This window comes from Mesorhizobium comanense, from assembly GCF_005503535.1.
GTDB lineage: Bacteria > Pseudomonadota > Alphaproteobacteria > Rhizobiales > Rhizobiaceae > Mesorhizobium > Mesorhizobium comanense.
Genome location: NZ_SCNN01000016.1, coordinates 55487 through 76475, shown reverse-complemented (window position 1 = coordinate 76475; position 20989 = coordinate 55487). Strand labels below are relative to the sequence as shown.

Below are 20989 nucleotides of genomic sequence, written 5' to 3'. Positions count from 1 at the left end.
GATGCCTGGTCGTGTCCGCCGGCCATTCAGTCCTTGTCCGCGCCACCGGCCGTCGCCACGGAAACCAGCCAGCGCCTCACGATGCGCTCTTCTTCCGGGGACAGGCCTTCGGTCACTTCCTTCTCGATCGCGTGCACGCGGCCGCGGCAGGTCTTGAGCAAAGCCTGTCCGCTGTCGCTGAGTTCGAGCTGCAGGATGCGGCCGTGGACGGCATGCGGCTTTCGCACCAGTGAACCCGAGCGCTCGAGGTTGGCGACGATGACGCTGACGGTCTGCGGCGTCAGCATCGCGAGCCGGGCTATGTCGGCATTGGACAGGCCGGGATAGGCGGCCACCATGGTCAGCGTCGCGAATTGCGGCGGCGTCACGCCGAGATCGGCAAGCGTGCGCTCCACCCGGTGCCGATAGGCGCCGGCAGCCTGCCGCAGGAGATAGCCGAGATAGCCTTCCTCGCCGCGCTTGCCTGTCCCCGGAGCCGGAATGCCAGGATGCTGATTTGACTTGCGCATAATATCAGAGCTCTTATATGTTGTTCGAACACTGATATTATGCCAGTGGAAGGATGATGACCATGGCCTATCGGATTTTTCTCGCCGGCGCCTCGGGTGCGATCGGACGGCGGCTGGTGCCGCAACTGCTGGATGCGGGACACGCGGTGACCGGGATGACGCGCCAGGCGCGCAAGGCCGATGAGCTGCGCGCGCTCGGCGCCGAGCCGGTGATCGTCGATGTCTTCGACGCCGCCGCATTGTCGCGGGCTGTGCGGGCGGCGAGCTCCGACATCGTCATCCATCAACTCACCGACCTGCCCGCCGGTCTCGATCCGGCCAGGATGGGGGAGGCGATCCTGCGCAACGCACGCATCCGCGCGGAGGGCACGCGCAACCTCGTCGCAGCGGCGGAAGCCGCCGGGGTCCGTCGGCTGATCGCGCAGAGCATCGCCTGGGCCTACGCGCCAGGCGCGCAGCCTTACACCGAAAGCGATCCGCTGGACGCCGATGCCGATGGAAATCGCGGCATCAGCGTCGGTGGTGTGATCGCGCTTGAAAAGGCCGTGCTGAGCGCGCCGCTTGCCGGCATCGTGCTGCGCTACGGCCAGCTCTACGGACCCGGCACCGGCGCCGAAGCGCCCACCGGGGTGTCGCCGGTTCATGTCGACGCGGCCGGCCACGCCGCGCTGCTGGCGCTCGACCGGGGCAAGTCCGGCATCTTCAACGTGGCGGAGCCCAATCAGGCCGTCTCGACGCAAAAGGCGGTTGAGGAACTGGGCTGGCGCGCCGACTTCCGGCTGCCTGCCTGAGACAACCTGTTTTGGAGATATCGGCATGATCAGCACTCAGACGCGCTTGGGCACCGGCCACGTCCTCATCGCCATCAGCGCCATGGCAGTCCTGTTCGCGCTGGCGACGAGATGGGTCGGTCCGGGCACTAGGGACGCTCTGCCTGGCGAGATGGAAACGCACATGCAGATGGCGAACGCCGATGCCGAAGGTGCCGCGGGAGCGCGGCCGAAGACGGTCGTCACGCCTCTCTCCTGCGAGAAGCTTCCGAACGTGCCGGGCAAGTCCATCACCACAGCCATCGTCGTGTTTCCCCCGAACGGCTATACGCCCCGTCACCGGCATCCGGGCTCGGTCAGCGCCTTCGTGCTGAAAGGCACGCTGCGCTCGCAACTCGCGGGCAGTGCCGCCGGTCTCTACACACAGGGGCAAAGCTGGTTCGAGCCGCCGGGCGCGATCCATCTGTTCGCCGAGAATGCCAGCACAACGGAGCCTGCCGAACTCCTGGCGACCTTCATTGCCGATGACGATTGCGGGCCGCTGACGATACCGGACTGAAGGCCGCTCCGGCGGGGGCTCGGTCCAGCCAGGACAGAAAGACCGCAATCAGCGGGTTCGAGGGCCATAATGGCGCCTTTGATGTCGCCATTATGGTTGTCATGCCGTGCCGCCGGGCGTATCAGGCGGGTCTGCCACTGCTTTTGATATCGGCGAGCCGCCCCGGTGCTTTCCAGAGACCAACCGCCCCGAAACCAGCCGCAAGTCTACGCCCGCCGGTTGCGAGCGGTGCTGCTGCGATCAATTCCCCTGCTCGAGGCGCGCGGCATCGCCGTCGTCGTCCTGGCCGGCATTGTCGGTGTCATGGCGGGCATACTGGTCACCGCCATGAGCCAGATCGTGCAGGATCTGCACGGGCTGCTGTTCGGCGTCCAGCCGGGCGGCCGGCTGTCCGGCATGTTCTCGCTGGCCAACCCGATGCAGGCGCTGATCCCGGCGATCGGTGGCGTCCTGCTCGGACTGAGCGTCATCTGGCTGAGGAAGCGGAAATTCCGCACGCCGGTCGATCCGATCGAGGCCAACGCGCTCTATGGCGGGCGCATGTCGCTGACCGATACCTCCATCATCGCCGCCCAGACGATGATCTCTAGCGGCTTCGGCGCCTCGGTCGGGCTGGAGGCCGGCTATACGCAGGTCGGATCGGGCGTGGCGTCGCGGCTGGCGCGTGCCTTCCGGCTGCGCCGCAACGACGTCCGCATCCTGGTCGGCTGCGGTGCCGCCGGCGCCATCGCCGCTGCCTTCGATGCCCCGCTGACCGGCGCCTTCTACGGCTTCGAACTGGTCATCGGCATCTATTCCGTCGCCAATGTCGCGCCCGTCATGACGGCGGCGATCTCGGCCTCGCTGACGGCGGAAGTGTTCGGAGGCGTGCCGTTCCCGCTGGAGCTTGCAGGCTTGCCGCAGCTCACCGCCAGCCAGTACATTCCCTTCCTGCTGCTCGGCCTGCTTGGCGGCGCGGCTTCGATCGCCATCATGCATCTGGTGACGCTGATCGAGCGCGGCTTCAACAGGCTGTCGGTCGATGCCTCGCTGCGCCCCGTGATCGGTGGCGTCCTGGTCGGCCTGCTGGGGCTGATCACGCCGCAGGTCCTGTCCAGCGGCCACGGCGCGCTGCACCGCGAATTCGCCATGAACTACGGGCTGGCGGTGGTGGCGAGCGTCTTCGTCCTGAAGCTGGCCGCGTCCGCCATCTCGCTGGGGTCGGGCTTTCGCGGCGGCCTGTTCTTCGCCTCGCTGTTCCTCGGCGCGCTGCTCGGCAAGGCTTTCGCGGGGGTGATGGCGCTGGTCTCGCCGGCGACCGGCATCGATCCCTCGGTGGCCGCGGTCGTGGGCATGACATCGCTTGCCGTCGGTGTGGTCGGCGGACCGCTGACGATGACCTTCCTGGCGCTGGAATCGACGCGCGACCTGACGCTGACCGGCGTGGTGCTGGCGGCCTCGATCATGTCAGCGATCCTGGTGCGCGAAACCTTCGGCTACTCGTTCTCGACATGGCGCTTCCATCTGCGCGGCGAGACGATCCGCAGCGCCCACGATGTCGGCTGGATGCGCAGCCTGACCGTCGGCTCGATGATGCGCGAGGACATCAAGACCATCGATGCGTCCACGACGCTCGCCGCGTTCCGCAAGGAATTTCCGCTTGGTTCTGCCCAGCGCGTCATCGCGGTCGCTCCGGGCGACGAATATGTGGGCGTTCTGATCGTCGCCGAACTGCACAGCGATCCTTCCGAAGGCGACGTGCCGGTGCGCGATCTGGCCCAGTACAAGGACGCCGTACTGGTGCCGAGCATGAACGTGCAGACCGCGGCGGAAACATTCCAGCGCGCCGGCGCCGAGGAACTGGCCGTGGTCGAGGACTTTTCCGACCACATCGTGCTTGGGCTGCTGACCGAGGGCCATCTGATGCGGCGCTATGCCGAGGAGTTGGAAAAGGCGCGGCGGGATCTGTCCGGCGAGGGGTAGGCGCGCTGCGCCTCGCCCTGGGGCGGTTGCCCTAGAGCGGTTCAGCGTTTCACGGAATCGCCGAACCGCTCTAAGCCTTTGTTTTTACGCAATTCCGAACGGAAAACCGCTACGCACTTTTCCTGGAATTGCTCTAATGCTCGATCGGTCCCTTGGCCATGACCAGCGCCGTGCCAGCGGTCGTCGGGCGCTCGATCACGCGGCGCACGCGCGGCGGCTCCTCGCCGCTGTGCAAGGCGCGCAGGCGTTCCCCGACCATCGCATCGGCATGGGTGATGCGGCCATTGTGCCTGACATATTCGAGCCAGGTCGGCGTGTGGTAGTGCTCGATCCAGATCGTCGGATTTTCAAGGTCGCGCGCCAATGTCCAGTTGCGGGCGCCGTCGCGGCGGCGGATGCGGCCGCGCTCGGCCATGGTGGCGAGGAACTCCGCCTCATCCTCGTGGCGGATGATGTACTCGATCATGATCGCGATCGGGCCGCTGCGCGGCTTGAGGTCGAGCGCGAGGTGCGGTTCCTTGAAGCGGTTGAGCGGATCGAGGTTGAGCACCTGCTGCTGCGGCAGCGGCAGCACGAGGCCGATGGCGCCGCCGGCCAGCATGGCGATGGCCGCCGCGATCAGCGCCGTCTCGGCGCCATGCGCGTCGGCGACGACGCCCCAGATCCAGCTGCCGAGCGCGATGCCGCCGAAGGTCGCGGTCTGGTAGACCGACAGCACGCGGCCGACGACCCAGCGCGGCGTCGCCATCTGGACTGTGACGTTGAAGTGCGAGAGCGCGATCACCCAGCAGGCGCCACCCACCAGAAGGCCCAGCGAGGTCTGCCACGCCTGGTGACTGATGGCGGCATTGAAGGCGCAGACGGCGAAACCGGCGAAGGCGCAGCGCACCATCGTCTCGCTCGACAGCAGCTGCCGCAGGCGCACGCTGATCAGCGCGCCGCCAACGGCGCCGATGCCGAACGAGCCGAGCATGATGCCGTAGGTCAAGGCGTCGCCCTTGACGACGTCGCGCGCCACCAGCGGCAGGAGCGCCAGCACCGCGCCGGCACTGAAACCGAAGGCAGCACCCCGGACCAGCACCTTGCCGATGTTGGGCGACATGGCGACGTAGCGCAGGCCGGCGCCCATGGCCGCGCCGAGCGACTCGCGCGGCAGGGTCGATGCCGGCACGTTCGGCTTCCAGCGGGCCATGACGATGATGAGGCCGATATAGCTCACCGCATTCGCCAGGAAAGCGGCAGCCGCGCCCGCCGCCGCGACGATGATGCCGCCGATCGCGGGGCCGACGCTGCGTGTCAGGTTGAAGCCCATGGAATTCAGCGCCACGGCGGCCGGCACCTTGTTGCGGGGCACCATGTCGCCGACGGAGGCCTGCCACGACGGACTGTTGAGCGCCGTGCCGCTGTCGATCAGGAAGGTGAAGGCCAGCAGCGTCCAGGGCGTGAGCAGATTGTAGTAAGTGAAGACGGTGAGGAGCACCGAGACGACGAGCATGAAGGTCTGGGCGACCAGCATTACCTTGCGCCGGTCGAAACTGTCGGCGATGGCGCCGGCGACCAGCGCGAACAGCATGATCGGCAGCGTGGTCGAAGCCTGGACCAGCGCCACCTGATAGGGCGAGGTGGCGATCGTGGTCATCATCCAGGCCGCGCCGACGCCCTGGATCAGGCCGCCGAAATTGGAAACGAGGCTTGCGGCCCAGACCGCGCGGAAGATGCCATGCCGGAACGGCGCCAGAGCCGAGACGCCTTCCTCCGGCTTTTCGTCAATCATCTGATGGTTCCTGCCACGGACGTGCTGATCCTTGCGGCGATCCGTTTCTCCGCATCATTTGCCGAAACTATGGCAGGGCGCCGCAAAGGGCGAACGTCTTGCGTGCAAGATCATGGTCCAAAAGGGAGATAGCGAAGGGCCACGCATCCGCCGGCCGGCGGCGTGACCGTTCAACGCGTCTGCCTGACCGAGGCGTGCAGCGCTTCGCTGAGGTTGCCGGTGCTCTCACCGGCGGCATGCAGGCGCAGGAAAAGCTCCATGCCGACCAGCCGCAGCCGCGACGGCTCGTCGCGTTTCGCCAGGCCGATCAAGTCCTCGACGGAAGCCGAAGGCCACTTCATGGCGTCGCGCAACAAGCCGCCACGCAACAGGCCTTCCGAGCCGGCGGTGAAATTGCTCGATACCTGGAAGCCGTTCTTGGGTGCTTTCACGTTCTGGGACGGAATGTGTTTTTCCGCCACTCTCTTCAAAAGCCATTTGCCCTGTTTGCCACGGTATTTGTGCCGTCTCGGCAGATGGATGGCGAAGTCGATCAGCCGGTTTTCGAGGAACGGCACCCTCAGTTCGACCGAGGCCGCCATGCTCAGCCGGTCATGCCTGTTCAACAGATCCTGCAGATGGCTATACATGTCATGCAGGCAGCAGCCGAGGAACGCACGGTCGCTGAGCGATGCCACCGGCTCCAGCCTGTCGAAGATCTTCGTCTGGAGGAAGTTGAGTTCCGGAGACAGCGATCTCAAGACGATGTTGCGGTCCCAGGCGCGGGCTCCCGCGACCGATGTCCGGAAAGGGGCGTCACGCTGGCGCTCGAACCTGCGGGCAAGCCCGCTCCTGGAGCGGAACAAGCGTGCTGGCCATGACCAGGGGCGCCACATCCGCATACTGGCTTCCTGCCAGTCGTAACCGCCGAACAGCTCGTCGGCGCCTTCCCCTGTCAAAAGCACCTTGATGCCGTCGGCCCGGCACTGTTCGGCAAGCGCCAGCAGGCAGACATGGCTGGCGTGCCAGCCGTCGCTTTCCAGATGCCAGATGGCTCTCGGCCACAGGTCGAGGAACCGGGTCTTGTCGACCGGCACCCTGTGCAGCGGCACGCCGGCGTGGCGCGCGGTGCGCTCCGCGTCCGCCGCCTCGCTGTGGCCGAGGCGCGGGTCGACGACATACGCCGACATCTCCGGCCGGAATCTCTTCGCCAACGTCGTAACCAGGCCGGAATCGACGCCGCCGCTGCAGGCCGAGGCCACGCTGGCATCGGCGATGCAGTGGAGACCGACGCTGTCCTGGATCAGGGCTTCCAGGGACGCCACCCGTTCGGCGTCGCTGGCTGTGTCACCGGCGATGCGGGCCGCGTCGAGCACATCGAGGACATGCCAGAAATGACGCTTCTCGATGCCGGTCTCGCTGATCTTCCACAGGCCCGCCGGCGGCAGCCGCTCGATGCCCTCGAACAGGCTGGAACTGGAGTCGCGGCTCTGCCAGGCCAGGCGCAAGGTAATCTCGCGCGCATTGATCGCGCGCGCGACGTCGTCGCAGGCGAGGACCGCCTTGTCCTCGGACGCGAACAGGATCCGCTCCGGTGTCTCGGCCACCGACATCGGCTTGATGCCGAGACGGTCCCGCGCCAACCAGAGCGTGACGGTGCGCATGTCGAAATAGGCAAGAGAAAACATGCCGTCGAACAGCGGGATGGCCTTGTCTGGTCCCCAGTGGTGCAAGGCTTCGAGCACCACCTCCGCATCCGAAACCGTCCGGAACCGCCTGCCTTCGGCCTCCAGCGTCCCGCGCAGTGACCGGTAGTTGTAGACCTCGCCATTGTAGACCAGCACGCCCTGGCCACAGGCGGTCAGCATCGGCTCGCGCGCCTGCGCCGACAGATCGATGATGGACAGCCGCCGGTGCCCCAATGCGAGGCGGCCGTCGTTCCAGCCGGCATGGTCGTCAGGACCGCGATGCGCCAATGCCTGCGTCATGCGGCCGACATCGGCGAGATCGCCGCCGCCGATCGGGTTCCGCTTGCGCCAGACGCCGGCTATGCCGCACATGGGTCGCCGATGCGTGGGCCGCCGACCGGTCCGGGCTGGTCCTGGTTTTTGCGAAAAGCCATCGGAATGATTGCCTGGCGGGAGTGGTCGACACGGCAATCTAGCCGGAACCCCGCCGACCGCAAGCTGACCGCGGCCTGGGATATCGCCGGCACAGGCTGCTCAGCCTTCAGGCGGGAGTTCAGAACCCGTTCTGGATGCGCTCGAAGATGACGTTGGTGAAGGCAGATATCTGGCCGCCGATGAACGGTCCCGTGAGCGCCACCACCAGCATGATGGCGACGATCTTGGGCACGAAGGTCAAGGTGATTTCCTGGACCTGGGTCAGCGCCTGGATGAGAGCGATGCCGATGCCGACCGCCATGGCGACCAGCACGACAGGCGCGGACGCGGTCAGCACCGTCCACACCGCGTACTGGACGATGTCTAGCGCGTCGGCCTCGTTCATCTTGGAGGTCGGCCTAGCTCGCCGGCTTGATCGAGACGCCCGCGCCGACGGGAACGGTGGTGCCGTCCTGCAGCACCGCGATCAGTCCGTTGCTGCCAAGCGTCACCGAGGCCACCGTGCCGGTGGTCTTGCCGTCGGCCGAGGTGATGTTGCGGCCGATGAGGGAGTCCGCCTGCGACAGCGCCGTAGACTGCATGATCTGGCCGAGCTTGGTGTTGGTCTGCACCGATTGCTCGACCTGCGAGAAGGTGGCGAGCTGAGCGACATACTGCGTCGAATCCATCGGCTTGGTCGGATCCTGGTTCTTCATCTCGGCGATCAGAAGCTTCAGGAACGAATTATAATCGACAGCTGTCTTGGAGGTTTGCGAGGTGGTCTGGTTGGCGCCAATCGGAATTGTCGTCGTCATATCCACGGTCATCAGTATCGTGCTCCCACGGCCAGCGGGCGCACGGCGCCCGGAACATCGTCATTGCCGCCAAGCGCGCGGCGTTCGAGAGGATAGAGCGAACGGATCGCTTTCAAGGCCTCATAGATATGGTCTTCTCCGACCATGCGGTCGATCTGTTTCAGGGCGCTGCCGATCTCGGCATCCTCGAAACTCGCGATGAGTAGCGGCAGCGAGCGGCGGAACATCTCGCGCGCTTCGCTGGCGCCAGCGGGATTGATCAGCATGACCTGGACGATGAAGTAGAGCTGCCTGAGCGGCGTCGAGGCGTCCTCGGCCTGGATCACATGGCTTTCGAGCAGAAACTGCACGTCGTTCATCAGTTCAACCGTGACCTTGCGGTCGACGCGGATGACCGCGCCGTTGATGTAGATCTTCTCGTTGGGCTTCAACGAGATTTTCAGCGTGTTGGTCATTGAATGCCGTCGCGGATGATCTGGGAGACTTCGATCAGTCCTTCAAAATTGTTGGTGCGGCCCTGGCGGATATCCTCCGCCTCGCGCAGCAGCCACAGGCCGATGGAAATCAGATTGGCGCGCAGTTCCTTGGGAAGCGCGTTCTCGCTGGAGCCGAGATCCTCGACGAAGGCGGTCCAGACGCGGTTGGTGAAATGCAGCGCCTCCACGGCCTCCATCGAATCGGGGCCGATCGCCGCCGCCGCCGACAGCATGTCGATCGAGCGCGTCAGCAGGTCCCGCTCGCGCTCCTTCGCATCGGAAACGGAGGTGCTCTGGATATCGGCGTAGGAGAATTGGTACATCGTCGGCTCTACCGTTCCGTTGAGAGGTGTCAGGTCAGGTAATTCAGCAGGCTGAGCTGCTGCAGGCGTGCCGTCAGAGCGAAGGAGTTCTCGATCTGCTGCGTCAGATTGGCGACGCGGGTCGCGGCTTCCGCCGGGTCGACGGCTTCGAGATCGAGGATATGGCGTTCGAACAGGTCGACCTGGGTCTTCATGCGGTCGCTGGCGTCGGAGACGCGCTTCTGCACGATGCCGGTCTGGGACTGGACCTGGGCGATGCCGCTCAACGCTTCGCCGACCAGTGTCTGGGAGCGGCTGACGATGGTGTTTTTCGCCGCCTGGCTTACGTTGCTGGTCATCAGGCTGGAGACCAGTGCGGCGGCCATGGCGAGTTTCTTGATGCCGTCGCTGTTGGCGCCGGTCGAGGTCTCGGTGGTTTCGTTGAGCGCGATACGGCTGACGATCTGCCGATCCGTGGCATTCGATATGTTGGCCTGCCAGCCCGCGCCCATGAACTGCGGTGCGACGTCGTTGGTGATGAAGTCGTCCATCTGGGCGGCGGTGATGTTGGCCGCGGCCGGATCGCTGGGCGTGAAGCCGAATTTCGCGACGAAGGAGGCGTCGAAGGCGGCCTTGGCCGGCGAGCCCGCGGCGGTGAAATCGTTGATCGGCTTGACGTCGGTGTTGGTGCCGGCGAACAGGTACTCGCCATTGACGGAGGTGTTCAGGATCGAGGCGAGCTGCTGCGCGGTGTTGGTGCCGGCGGATTGGGTCAGGCTCTGGGACGAATCGCCCGATGTCGCCGATGTCAGGCTGGACAGGAAGGTCTGCGCGACACTGGAGAGCTGGCCGAGCGAGGTCTGGGTCGACGAGAGACGGGCGGCGACCAACCCGTTGGAATCGACGATGACGTTGAGGCGGTCGAGGTCACGCGAGAAGGTGACGGATTGAGCGGTTCGCCCACCCAGCGCCAGGCCGACATCGGCGACCTTGCCGGTGGAGGATTCCTTCGTGGCTTTGACGAGGTCCGCCTGCATGCGCATCTGCTGATAGCGCATGGCGTTCGAAATGGCCGCAGAAGAAACTGAAGTCATGGCTTATCCCACCGCGTTCAACAGCGCCGACATCATGTCGTCGATGGTCTTCATCATCCGGGCGGATGCCTGATAGGTGTGCTCGAGATCGAGCATCAGCGACATTTCCTGATCGACATTCACGCCGGTCGCGTTCGACAAGGCACTGGCGCTGCGCTGGGCCAGGGCCTCCTTGGCATCGGCGGCCGTCGAAGCCTGCTGGCGCATGCTCTGCAGCCAGCCGATCGAATTGGCGGCATAGTCGGCGACGCTCGACGTCGCCGAAATGCCGGCGGCCGGGTCGAAGGTCATCGGCTTGTCGAGCCGGTCGCCATAGGCGACCAGAAGGGTCGAATAGGACGCGCCGCCGCTGGTGTTGGCGACGTAGGCCGCGCCGTTGGCGCCGCCATCGCGCAGCAAGTTCGGATTGCCGCCGGCGGACGGATCCATCGCCGCGTTGACGCTGATCGACGCGGCAAGGCCATTGACCAGCGTGCCGGCGGCCGGCACGGCCGGCGCCCCCGACCACGTGAACAGGCCGGTGGCGTTGGGCATCGAAGGCGCGGTCTCGGCAAAGGCAGTGATCAGGCCGCGGGCCGTCTCGTCGAGCTGGCTCTGCATGGTCGAGGCGACGTCATCGCGCAACTGCAGAAGGCCGGCGATCGTGCCGCTGCCGGTGGTGTTGCCGCCGGTCCCGGCTGAAACGGGCACATTGTCGATATAGACGGAGTTGCCGGCCGCGCCCGCGGCATAACCCGAGGACGGGGCAAAGCTGACCGTGCGCGGAATGGTCTCGAAGAGCGTCGTGCCGTCGCCCGTGGTGATGACCATGTCATTGTCGCCACGGGTGAAGGTGGTGACCGGAACATAGTTGGCGATCTTCTTGAGGAGCCCGTCGCGCTGGTCAAGCGCGTCGGAGACATCGGTGCCGGAACGCGTTCCGGAAATCACCGCCTGGTTGGCGTCCTGGAACTGGCTGAGCAGCGAGTTGAGGTCCTTCACCGCCGTGTCGATCTGACTGTCGGCCTGTGTGCGGAAATCCTGGATGGCCTTGGAGCCTTCGTTCAGCGAGCGCACCACCTGCTTGGCCGCGTCGATGACGCTGGAGCCGAGGTTCTGGTTGGAGGGCGAGGTGGCGTAGAGCTGCAGCGCCTGCTGCAGGTTGCCGATCGCGGTCGAGGGCGAGGCGGCATTGTCGACGCCGTTCACCGAGACGTTCAGCTGATCCATGCCGCTGTAGAGGGCGCTCTGCCCGCTATAGGCGGACAGGGCGCTGAGGTTCTGCCTGAAGAGCAGGTCGTTGGTTACGCGCTGGATATCGACCGATCGCGCACCGGGCGACGTGCTGGTGACGAGGGCGATGCGGCGCGTGTAATCCGCATTGGAGGCATCGGAGACGTTGCGCGTAACCACGCTGGTCTGGCGCGAGGTGGCCATAAGCGCCGATTGGGCGATACTCAATGCGGAGGATAGCGACATGCTGGTCTTTCACGGGCGGCGCCCGGTTTATCTCTTCAGGTTGACAAGGACGTCCATCAGATCGGAACCGGTCTGGAAGACTTTCGAGTTGGCGGTGTAGCTGCGCTGCGCCGCGATCATGTCGGTCAATTCCTCGGCGATATCGACGTTGGAATTTTCGAGCGCGCCCGAGATGATCGAGCCGAGCTTGCCCTCGTTGGCGAATCCGACGCGGATCGCACCGGAGTCGGTGCCCTGCGAGTAGACGTTGCCGGGGAGGGCCTTGAGCTGGTCGGGGCTCTGCACGTCGGCCAGCGGGATCTTGTAGAGCGCCTTGGTGGAACCATCCTTGTACTGGGCGTAGATGATGCCGTCCTTGCCGATCTGGACCTTGTCGATCGTGCTTGGCGCGTTGCCGTTAACCTGGGCGTCGGAAACCGTGTAGCCGGTCCCGAGCTGGGTCAGCTTTGACAGGTCGAGATCGAGGCTGGCGCCGCCCGGCACGGTGAACGTGACGTCGGTGGGCGTGCCGGTGAGCTTGCCGGTGTTGGTGTCGAAGGTCAGATTGGCCGTGCCGAGTGCGCCGCCTGTGTAGGGGAACGATGTGCCAGGTGTCGCCTTCGACTGATCGAAGACCGCCACCTGCCAGGTGCCGGCGCCGGTGTTGGTGAAGTAGACGTCGAGCAGCTTTTTGTTGCCGAGATTGTCATAGGTGACCATCGACGATTTCTGGGTGTACTGCGCGGTGGCGGCGTTGGCTCCGGGCAGGTTGGCGGTGGCGACCGGTGTCGCGCCCGCCGGCAGATTGCCGCTGAACACGCCCGCGGTGCTCGGCGTTGCAGTCAGTCCCTGGTCTGAGATGACGACGGGCACGAGACCTTCGAAGCCGTTAACCGTCGCCGCCGGCACGCCGTTGGCGTAGCTGTATGCCATCAACTGAAAACCGGCCGCGTTGACCAGCCTGCCCTGTGCATCCGGAACGAAGGCGCCGGCGCGGGTCAGGAACGGCGTGCCGCTAGGGTCCTGGACGACAAAGAAGCCATCGCCGCTGACGGCGAGATCGGAGACAGAGGTGGTGTATTGCAGCACGCCGGGATCGCTGACCGCCTGCCGGATCGTCGTGGTGACGCCGCCGGAATTATAGGCGCCGCCCGTCGACGGCATGATCAGCGTCGAGAATTCGGCAGAGGATCGCTTGTAACCGGTGGTGTCGGAATTGGCGATGTTGTCGGCTGTCGTCGAGAGGCGGTTTGCCTGGGCGTTCATGCCGGAAACGCCGGTCCGCATCATTCCGTAGAGGCTCATCGAGATGTCTCCGCAATATCCATGCCACTGGCAGCGAGGCTACGCGTCCTGTCTTGCGCGAGGCTGGCGCGGCGGGGCATCAGAACACGAGCCGGTAGCCGAGGAAGCGCTTGGAATCGATCGGATCGGTGCCCAGCTTCTCGCGCAGCTTCTTGCGCAATTTGCTGATGTGGCTCTCCACCACGTTCTCCTCGACCTCTTCATCGAAGATGCCGTAGATGGCGTTGAAGACCTGGGTCTTGGTGACGCGGCGGCCACGGTTGCTGGCAAGATATTCGAGGATGCGGCGCTCGCGGCGCGGCAAGGGCAGCGGCTGGCCGTCGATCTCCGGATCGCGTCCGTCCATGAAGATGCGCATGGCGCCGATCTCGGTATAGGCGACGTCCTCATGGGCACGACGGCGGATGGCGGTGATGCGGGCCAGGATCTCGCGGATATGGACCGGCTTGCGGATGACGTCGTCGACGCCGCTCTCGAACAACCGCAGCGTGTTCTCCAGCGAATGCTGCTCGCTGAGCGCAATGACGGGGGCCCCGGTGCGGTCGCGGATCTGGCGCGGCGAGATCGCGCCCTCACGACAATCGCCGATCAGGAAGGCCCGCACCGAACGCAGGTCGGTGTCGGCGGCCGAGTTCACCCACTCGCCGAATTCGCTGGGCGCGAAGCCGGCGCAGGCGACGCCTTCGCGGTCGAAAAGTGAATTGTATCCCTCTGTTACGAGCTCTCGCTCGTCAACGATAACAATCATCGGCCCCACCTTCCGAATCAGCACATCTGCCCCGTGGGGAAAGGCGTAACCGCTGGCGGGAATCCTGAACACCATGATTTCTTGTAACTAGTTTCTTGGGAGTCTGGAATCGCACCGGTTGCATTAGCGTGCAGCCAGATATGCTTTGAATGGAAAGTCTTGGCCAAGTCAAAAATGGCGCGTCAAAGCAGTGCCGAGAGCGTATTAGAGGGTGAAAATACGCTTATGGGTTGCAGAAAGAGCGGGCATTGGCGGTCCATTTTCCAAAGCCGGTAGCAACCATGTTGGCGATCACCCGACAGACATAGACCTTCTGCGCCGGGTCGTTATCGGGACCGGCATGGTAGCGGGCGACAGCCATGGACCAGGTCGCGTGACGGGCATGCAGACTGGCCAGGAAGCGAGCCGCGTAGTCGACATTCTGGCGCGGGTCGAGCATGTCCTCGACACTGCGGAAATGCGAGGCGTGGTAGTGATGGTTGATCTGCATGCAGCCGAGATCGATCAGCGTCTTGCCGTCCCGCCTGGCGCTTTCGAAGGCCGCAATGGCCTCGGCGCGGCTTCTTGGGAAAACCGCTTTTCCCTCTATATTCAAGGCGTTGGGCTGGAGGCTGCCTTTCTTGCCGGTCTCGGTCAGACCGACGGCATAGAGGATGCCGGCGGGCACGCCGTAGCGGTCGGCGGCGCGCAGGATCTCGGGCTCGCAAGGATTGGTGGCGGCGACGGCACCCGTCGCCAGGCTAGATAAACATGCCGCCGCCAGCACGCTCGCGAGAAGGCGAAGCGGCGCGGCCGTAATCCTGCGCGTCATCGTGACTACCTCTTGCTGACTGCTGACCGGATTGCTGGCCGCCAGTTCCGCCGCTGCCGCCGCCGGAATTTCCCGGCTGGAAGGATGACTGGTCGCGGCCAGGCGCGCTGGCCATGGAAGCCGTTCCATCCGTCCGGGTTGTAGCCGGAACGGCGACTGACGGTTGCATGATGGTGACCTTATCAACGTCGAAACCCAACCCGCGCAGAGACTTGACGATTGCTTCGCTGTCGCTCGAAAGCCGGCGGTAGGCGTCGTGTGTTTCGGGCTTCAGCTCAATCGACAGTTGTTCTCCCGAGAGGCGAAGGTTGGCCGTGACCATGCCCAGTTCCGCCGGATGAAGTTCTATCTTCAATACATGTGTCGGAACGGCAACAGGAGCAGCCAACTGGGCGGCCGAGGAGGGCGTCGAAAACGCGTGGGAGGGGCCACCATCGGCTGATATGGCGCCGATCACGTTGAGGGCGGCCTGGCTGATCGGAGCCTGCGGCGGCGCTGGGAAGCTGCGCTCTGAAACCACGTCGATGCGACCTGCCGCCGACTGCTGTTTTCCGCTCTCGGGCCGCAAGGCGGACTGGACGTCGGTGATGGATTTCGGTTGTTGCGGCGCGTGTTCGAGATCGACGCCCGGAACATCCGCCGGGGGCGTTTCCGCAACCGGGCCGGCCACGATCGCATTGTCGCGTTGCGGCGCGCCGGCCGCGGCATTTCGCGCGGACTGGCCCTCGAGCTTCGTCAACTGCCCGTCTGCGAGCGACATCCGCTCGGGCTTCGACACCGGTTCGAGTGCGTCATGGTCGGCGGTGGATTTCGCCCGATAGGTCTTGGGCAGCGACTGCCCTTCCGGCGCCGGACCCTGTCCGGTATCGCCGGCTTCGGCCGACTTGGCCGAAGTCGAGAAATGGCGCAACTCGTGCAGGGCCATCAGCAACGGCAGATGATCCTGAAGCGGCGAAGCATCACCGTCGGCCGCGAGCAATTCGGCGTCCTTGTCCGACCCGCCAGCCTTGCCGTCCTTTGTCTGCTTCGCGACCGGCAATCCCTTAGGCGCGGTTGTTGCCGGGTCCGCTTGCCCGGATTCGTCGTCGCCGGCTTGCGACGCAAGTCCGGCGGCAAGCTTGCTCCAGCGCGGATCGCGTGATCCGGCCTCGGCCGCCGGCTGTTTTTCGGGGTGAGCGGCCTTGGCGTGCACCATCTTGCCGAAGCCGGCGTCATCCTTCTTTCCGGACGCACCCGGCTGCTCGGCCGCCGTGCGGGCGGCGGCAAATCCTGACAGGGCCGGACCGAGACTGGGTGTCATTTCGGGGCGGCTCCTAGCATCTGGTCGATCAGGTCGAGCTGTCGACGGGTTTTCATCATGGCGGCATCGGTCGGGTCGGTCTTGTCAGCACTGGAAGGGGCCGCCGGCGCCGAAGCCGGAACAATTGTTGGCGCATCGGCAGAAGGCGCGGGAGCGGGTGTGTCGGCCTGGGCCGCTGCCGGGCCGGATGGCGCGACGGCGGGCTGTTCGGAAGCTGCGCCCTCGACGGGCGGCAAGCCGGAGGCGTCGGCCGCCTGGGCAGCGCTCTCCGCGGATACGGGCGCCGCCGTCGCGGCCTCAGGACTTCCCATCGTCGGATCGGCGGCCGCGGTATTCTCGACAACCGGAGAGGCAGGTGGCGCGACCACTTCGCCGGCAATGGTCTGGGCAGCGTCGAGCAGGGCGCGGTCGCCGTCCGAAAGCCTGCTGCGATCGATCTTGCCAAGCTTGGTCCGCACGTCCTCTATCGTGTCGGAGGTCACCGTGGACAGGCTGGAGTAGAGCAGGGCACGCGGATCGCCCTGGTTGGTGTTGCCGTCGCGGCCCTGCTCGGCGCGCGCCGAGGCGAAGGCCGACAAATCGCTCAAGCCGTCGATCGCGGCACGGCGCGCGATGCGCAGGTAGATCACCTTCTCGCGCTCGGGATCCATCATCGAGGTGATGTCGGCCAGCTTGTCCTGGCTGATCGACATGTGGAGCGCGATCACGCCGGAGACGAAGGAATCGGCGAACTGGCTCGCATAGGGCGAGTAGAGGTAGCGCTCGACATACTGCGTGGAGGCAAGCGCGAAACGCGCCGCGTCGCCTTGCGCCACCGCGATGCCGACCGAACGCCGAAGCGCGGCTTCCTCGACCAGCGTGCCCGGGCTGAGCAGCCTGGCCTCGTCAAGCAGCGCAAGAGCGCCCGCCGGATCTTCCGTGGCTATCAGCGAGCCCTTGACCAGCGCGAGGAAGGCACCGAGATCACCGGGCAGGGTCATGGGATCGATGGGCTTCAGGACCTCGATCGCGCCGGCGGGCCGACCGACCAGGTAGTTTATGATGCCCTTGGCGATCGCGAGGTTCTGCGCATCAAGCGATGTGGCGCGCGATACGGCGGCTTCGACGGTGGCCGGATTGCCGCCGCTCATGCCGTAGACCAGCAGGGCGCGGAAGTTCTTGGGGTCCTTGAAATCCTCGGCATCCGCCGAACGGAGCCGGGCGTCGGTCATCTCGAGCAGCTTGGCCTGCATCGGCATCGCGGCATGATCGCCGGCGGCAATGCGGTCCTGGATCAGCTGCAGCGAGCGCACCAGCTGGTATGGCTGCAGCGCGTCCTGGGCCAGGCCGGCCGACGGATATCCCGCGGCCAGCAAGAAAAAGCCCATAAGCCGGCTGGTCACCATGCCGCGCATCATCCGCCGGTCGCCATGAGGATCTCGATGCGGCGGTTGACCGCCGACAGCGGATCGGCGGGATCCTTGGGCTGGCGGTCGGCGAAGCCGGCGACCTCGGTGATGCGGCGTTCGTCAACACCGCCGCGCACCAGCATGTAATAGGCGGAATGGGCGCGTGCCGTCGACAGACGCCAGTTGTCGTAGGTGGCGCTTCGGAAAGGCCGCGCGTCGGTGTGACCGTTTATGCTGATCGTGCCCTTCTGGCTGTTGACGATGCGGCCGATCTTTTCCATGGCCAGCACCAGTTCGCGGCTCGGCATCGCCGAGCCGACTTCGAACATGCCGAAGTCGAGCTGGTCGGTGATGGAGATAACGACACCCTTGTCGGTGGCTTCGACGGAGACGCCGTCATGCAGCTTGTCGCCGGGCTTGAAGGCATCGGCCAGTTGCTGCTTGATGTCGGTAGCAGCCTTCAGGGCAGCGGCGGTCGGGGCCTTCTGCGCCTCCGGGTTTTTCGCGTCGGCGACGGCTGCGTCGGCCTTTGCCGTCTCAGCCGTTTTGCCGTCCCGCGTCTTTCCATCCGCGGTTTTGGCCTTGGCGGCCGCGTTTGCGGCGGCAATGTCCTTGGCGAGAGGCTCGAGCGGGGCGTCCTCGAGGGCGGGCGCCGGCGGCACGGCCTTGACCTTGGCGACCTGGGTTTCGGCGGCCTTGTCGCCGGGCTTCAGCGGGTCGCCTTCGATCCTGGGGCGCTCGGCGCTTGCCTCGGCGGCCGGCGCTGCGACCTGCTGCGACCAGAAGTCGGGTTCGAAGGGGTCGCGATAGGAGGCGCCGCCGGAGGCACCCGTCGCCGGCCCCGCATTCTGTGCTCCGCCGTCACCCTTCTGGCTGACATTCTGCATGACGCCGGTGTCGGTCGCGATTTCGGACAGCACCGCGTAGGGATCCGCGAAAAGATGATCGTCGGACTGCCTCGTCTGCTGCTCCTGCTGCTTGTCCTGCTTGCGGTTGGACGAGCCCGCGGCGCCGGTGCCGTCCTGCCCGGCCTTGGTCGTCGCTTCCTGCGGGTCGTCGGCCGTCAGACCGACCGAACGCGGCCCGTTGCCGAGATCCTTGAGACCCTTGCGGCTCGATTCACGGTCGACGAGCTTGACGGGATTGAAATAGCTGGCCACGGCCGTCTTGGTCTGTTCGTTGGCGGCATTGATCAGCCACATGACCAGGAAGAAGCACATCATCGCGGTCATGAAATCGGCAAAGGCGATCTTCCAGACGCCGCCATGATGGCCGTCGTCATGGTCGTCGTGACCCCGCCGCACGATGATGATCTCGTGCCTGCCATGATCGGCTTCGGCGACGCTCATGACAAAACCTCGGAAAGGGTTGCCGACCATTCCGCCATGCGCGTTTCGAACACGGCCTCGTCGATGGTCACCGTCAGGTCGAAGCCGGGCGCCTCGATGAAATCGAGATTTGCGGCGCGCGGGCCAAGCGAGGTCCTCAGCGTTTCGAACAGCGAAAGCGGCCCGCGCACGGCGATGCGCACCGCTTCGCCGTCGCCGACGGCTTCGCGGACCGCGCCGGCCAGCGCCTCGAGCGAACGCTTCTGCAAATCGTCGCTGACAATGCCGCCGATGATGCGGGCGACGGTGGCGGCGACCAGATCCGTGACGCGTGTCTCCATGGCGTCGATGCGCGAAGAGACGGCGGTGCCGACATCGCCGCCCAAGCTCTCGAGAAAGGTCCTGGCCTCCTCGGCATTGGCCTGCCTCTCCGCTTCCAGCGCCGCCTCGTGGGCGGCCGAGAGCCGCTCGCCGAGCGTCGCCTCCGCCTGCGCGACCGCCTCGGCGATCAGCAGGCCGATATCGGCCTGCGGCGCTTGCGCTTCCGGCCTGTGTTCGGCGACGACCTGGGGTTGGCCGGCGCGCGGCGCGCGCGTGCCGAAGTCAGGGAGGAGATCGAAGAGGGCTGCGCTGGGCATGGGTTAGGCCGCGATTTCCTGGGCCGCCCATTTGCGCAGGATCTGCGCGGTGCGCTCCTCATTCAGGTCGACCATGCGGGCCAGTCGCTCCTGCGGCGCCGGCCTTATCTTCTGGCGAAGGTCGTCGAGCGGCGTGGCGCCGGGCCGCGCACCGGGCAGTGCCCCGACAGGAGCGCCGGTCTCGACGGAGGCGACTGCCTCCGGTGTCGGCAACGAACGCTGGACCTCGTCGAAATTGGGACCCGCTATGGCAGGTGTCGCCTTTGCCGTCAGCGCGGCGGCCATCGGCCGCAGGCCAAAGAAGGCAACCAGGAACACCACGACGATGAAGGCGCCGGCATTGATCAGCGTGCCGGCGTGCTGGCCGACGGAATCGAGCATTCCCGCCTGCGGGATCGCCTCGCCGTCCAGCCCGTCGATGAACTCGACCGCCGAGACGTCGATGACGTCGCCGCGCTTGTCGTCGAAGCCGGTGGCCGAGGTCACCATCTTCTGGATGTCGGCGACGCGCTTGGCGATCTGCTCCGGTGTCGCGTCCTTGCCCAGGATCGCCTTCAGCCGGTCCTGGTTGACGACGACGGCGATCGACATCTTGGTGACGGTGTAGCCGTTGGAGACGGTGGCGATCTTCTTGGAGTTGATCTCGTAGTTGGTGATCTCCTCCTTGCGGTCGTTCGCGGATGAGGTTTGCGGACCCTCGGTGCTGGTCGCCTGGGTCTCGGGCAGATTCTGCTCGACGCTGGCCGGAGTCGAAGCCTGCCTCTGGTTGCTGTTTTCGTTGGCGCGCACCGACTGCACGGAGCGCTCGACGCGCGATTCCGGATCGAAGATCGTCTCCTCGGTCTGGCGGGTGTCGGTGTTGACATCGGCCTTGACGCTGGCGCGGAAATTGTCCGGACCGAGATAGGGAGTCAGGGCGCGGCGGATGTTGTCGCCGATCTGCGCCTCCACGGTCTGCTCGACGCCCAGTGTGCGCGCGGCGCTCGTGTTGGAGGGGTCGTCCCCCGCTGCCAGAAGGTTGCCGTTGGAATCCAGCACCGTCACCTTGTCGGCCGACAGGCCAGGCACGGCGGCGGCGACGAGATGACGAATCGACTGCGCGCTCTTCTCGGCGTCGATGCCGGCATAGCGGATGACGACAGAGGCCGAGGGCTGCTGCTCGTCGCGGCGGAAATTGGCGCGCTCCGACATGACGATGTGGACGCGCGCCGCCTTGATGCCCGATATGGACTGGATGGTGCGCGAGATCTCGCCTTCGAGCGCTCGCACGCGGGTGATCTGCTGCATGAAGGACGTAAGGCCGAGCGAGCCGACATTGTCGAACAGCTCGTAACCGGCATTGGCGCTTGTCGGCAGGCCTTTCTCGGCAAGCAGCATGCGCGCCTGCGCGGTGGTGCCGGCCGGCACCAGCACGGAAGTCCCGTCGGCGCCGACGTCGAAGCCGATGCCGGCCTCGCCCAGGACCAGGCCGATCTGGTTCACGTCGGCGCGGTCGAGCCCGACATAGAGCGTGTCGTAGGCCGGTCGGTTGAGATAGACCGAGGCGATGCCGATGACGCCCATCACCAGAACGGCGATGCCCGCCAGCATGGCAAGGCGCCTCACGCCAAAACCGCGGAGATTAGAGATGATGCTCTGGATCTGTTCGGGCACGATAGCGCTGCTCCCAGCATGACTGTCCGCGGGAACAGT

Annotated in this window: 20 protein-coding genes; 3 read left to right on the top strand and 17 right to left on the bottom strand. The window is 65.6% G+C overall.

The window, feature by feature from the left end; all coding sequences use genetic code 11:
- Window positions 1-26 precede the first annotated feature (26 nt).
- Window positions 27-509 (bottom strand): MarR family winged helix-turn-helix transcriptional regulator, encoded by a 483-nt coding sequence (locus tag FFS37_RS24320; RefSeq protein ID WP_137933512.1) that lies wholly within the window; start codon window positions 507-509, stop codon window positions 27-29.
- Window positions 510-571: 62 nt separating this feature from the next.
- Between FFS37_RS24320 and FFS37_RS24315 the strand changes: the two genes are divergently transcribed.
- The 3 genes from FFS37_RS24315 to FFS37_RS24305 all read left to right on the top strand — a co-directional run bounded on the left by FFS37_RS24315 (window position 572) and on the right by FFS37_RS24305 (window position 3800).
- Window positions 572-1300, top strand: coding sequence for an NAD-dependent epimerase/dehydratase family protein (locus FFS37_RS24315; RefSeq protein ID WP_137933511.1), 729 nt, complete (start codon window positions 572-574; stop codon window positions 1298-1300).
- Between the two features lie 25 nt (window positions 1301-1325).
- Window positions 1326-1838 carry a cupin domain-containing protein gene (locus FFS37_RS24310; protein WP_137933510.1) on the top strand — a complete coding sequence of 171 codons (513 nt, stop codon included), beginning with the start codon at window positions 1326-1328 and terminating at the stop codon, window positions 1836-1838.
- Window positions 1839-2066: 228 nt separating this feature from the next.
- Window positions 2067-3800 carry a chloride channel protein gene (locus FFS37_RS24305; RefSeq protein ID WP_232375753.1) on the top strand — a complete coding sequence of 578 codons (1734 nt, stop codon included), beginning with the start codon at window positions 2067-2069 and terminating at the stop codon, window positions 3798-3800.
- A 133-nt stretch (window positions 3801-3933) separates the two neighbouring features.
- Here the strand turns inward: FFS37_RS24305 and FFS37_RS24300 are convergent, their stop codons facing one another.
- The 16 genes from FFS37_RS24300 to fliF form a co-directional block, all read right to left on the bottom strand.
- Entirely contained in the window at window positions 3934-5574 is a 1641-nt protein-coding gene (locus FFS37_RS24300) for an MFS transporter (protein WP_137933508.1), read from the bottom strand.
- Window positions 5575-5744: 170 nt separating this feature from the next.
- Window positions 5745-7613, bottom strand: coding sequence for an asparagine synthase (glutamine-hydrolyzing) (gene asnB / locus FFS37_RS24295; protein ID WP_137933507.1), 1869 nt, complete (start codon window positions 7611-7613; stop codon window positions 5745-5747).
- Window positions 7614-7794: 181 nt separating this feature from the next.
- Window positions 7795-8061 (bottom strand): flagellar biosynthesis protein FliQ, encoded by a 267-nt coding sequence (gene fliQ / locus FFS37_RS24290; protein WP_013893193.1) that lies wholly within the window; start codon window positions 8059-8061, stop codon window positions 7795-7797.
- Window positions 8062-8074: 13 nt separating this feature from the next.
- Window positions 8075-8482, bottom strand: coding sequence for a flagellar hook assembly protein FlgD (flgD, locus tag FFS37_RS24285; protein ID WP_137933506.1), 408 nt, complete (start codon window positions 8480-8482; stop codon window positions 8075-8077).
- Window positions 8482-8925: a flagellar biosynthesis repressor FlbT gene (flbT, locus tag FFS37_RS24280; RefSeq protein WP_137933505.1), complete on the bottom strand. Its 444-nt coding sequence runs from the start codon at window positions 8923-8925 to the stop codon at window positions 8482-8484. The genes flgD and flbT overlap by 1 nt, the downstream gene beginning before the upstream one ends.
- Window positions 8922-9269, bottom strand: a complete 348-nt coding sequence (gene flaF / locus FFS37_RS24275) for a flagellar biosynthesis regulator FlaF (RefSeq protein WP_137933504.1) — start codon at window positions 9267-9269, stop codon at window positions 8922-8924. The genes flbT and flaF overlap by 4 nt, the downstream gene beginning before the upstream one ends.
- 29 nt (window positions 9270-9298) lie before the next feature.
- Window positions 9299-10342, bottom strand: a complete 1044-nt coding sequence (locus FFS37_RS24270; protein ID WP_137933503.1) for a flagellar hook-associated family protein — start codon at window positions 10340-10342, stop codon at window positions 9299-9301.
- Between the two features lie 3 nt (window positions 10343-10345).
- The gene (flgK, locus tag FFS37_RS24265) at window positions 10346-11800 is read right to left on the bottom strand and encodes a flagellar hook-associated protein FlgK (protein WP_137933502.1); all 1455 of its coding nucleotides are present in this window, start codon (window positions 11798-11800) and stop codon (window positions 10346-10348) included.
- Window positions 11801-11827: 27 nt separating this feature from the next.
- Window positions 11828-13084 (bottom strand): flagellar hook protein FlgE, encoded by a 1257-nt coding sequence (locus FFS37_RS24260; protein ID WP_137933501.1) that lies wholly within the window; start codon window positions 13082-13084, stop codon window positions 11828-11830.
- Window positions 13085-13163: 79 nt separating this feature from the next.
- Window positions 13164-13832 carry a response regulator transcription factor gene (locus FFS37_RS24255; RefSeq protein ID WP_137933500.1) on the bottom strand — a complete coding sequence of 223 codons (669 nt, stop codon included), beginning with the start codon at window positions 13830-13832 and terminating at the stop codon, window positions 13164-13166.
- A gap of 223 nt (window positions 13833-14055) precedes the next feature.
- On the bottom strand, window positions 14056-14643 hold the full coding sequence (locus FFS37_RS24250; protein ID WP_232375752.1) for a transglycosylase SLT domain-containing protein: 588 nt from the start codon (window positions 14641-14643) through the stop codon (window positions 14056-14058).
- Window positions 14573-15622 carry a flagellar hook-length control protein FliK gene (fliK, locus tag FFS37_RS24245; protein WP_232375751.1) on the bottom strand — a complete coding sequence of 350 codons (1050 nt, stop codon included), beginning with the start codon at window positions 15620-15622 and terminating at the stop codon, window positions 14573-14575. Before fliK ends, FFS37_RS24250 begins: the two co-directional genes overlap by 71 nt.
- A gap of 317 nt (window positions 15623-15939) precedes the next feature.
- Entirely contained in the window at window positions 15940-17340 is a 1401-nt protein-coding gene (locus FFS37_RS24240; RefSeq protein ID WP_137933498.1) for a chemotaxis protein MotC, read from the bottom strand.
- The gene (locus FFS37_RS24235) at window positions 17337-18680 is read right to left on the bottom strand and encodes a MotB family protein (RefSeq protein ID WP_137933497.1); all 1344 of its coding nucleotides are present in this window, start codon (window positions 18678-18680) and stop codon (window positions 17337-17339) included. The genes FFS37_RS24240 and FFS37_RS24235 overlap by 4 nt, the downstream gene beginning before the upstream one ends.
- Window positions 18677-19297, bottom strand: coding sequence for a hypothetical protein (locus FFS37_RS24230; protein ID WP_137933496.1), 621 nt, complete (start codon window positions 19295-19297; stop codon window positions 18677-18679). The genes FFS37_RS24235 and FFS37_RS24230 overlap by 4 nt, the downstream gene beginning before the upstream one ends.
- Window positions 19298-19300: 3 nt before the next feature.
- The gene (gene fliF, locus FFS37_RS24225) at window positions 19301-20950 is read right to left on the bottom strand and encodes a flagellar basal-body MS-ring/collar protein FliF (protein WP_137933495.1); all 1650 of its coding nucleotides are present in this window, start codon (window positions 20948-20950) and stop codon (window positions 19301-19303) included.
- Window positions 20951-20989 lie beyond the last annotated feature (39 nt).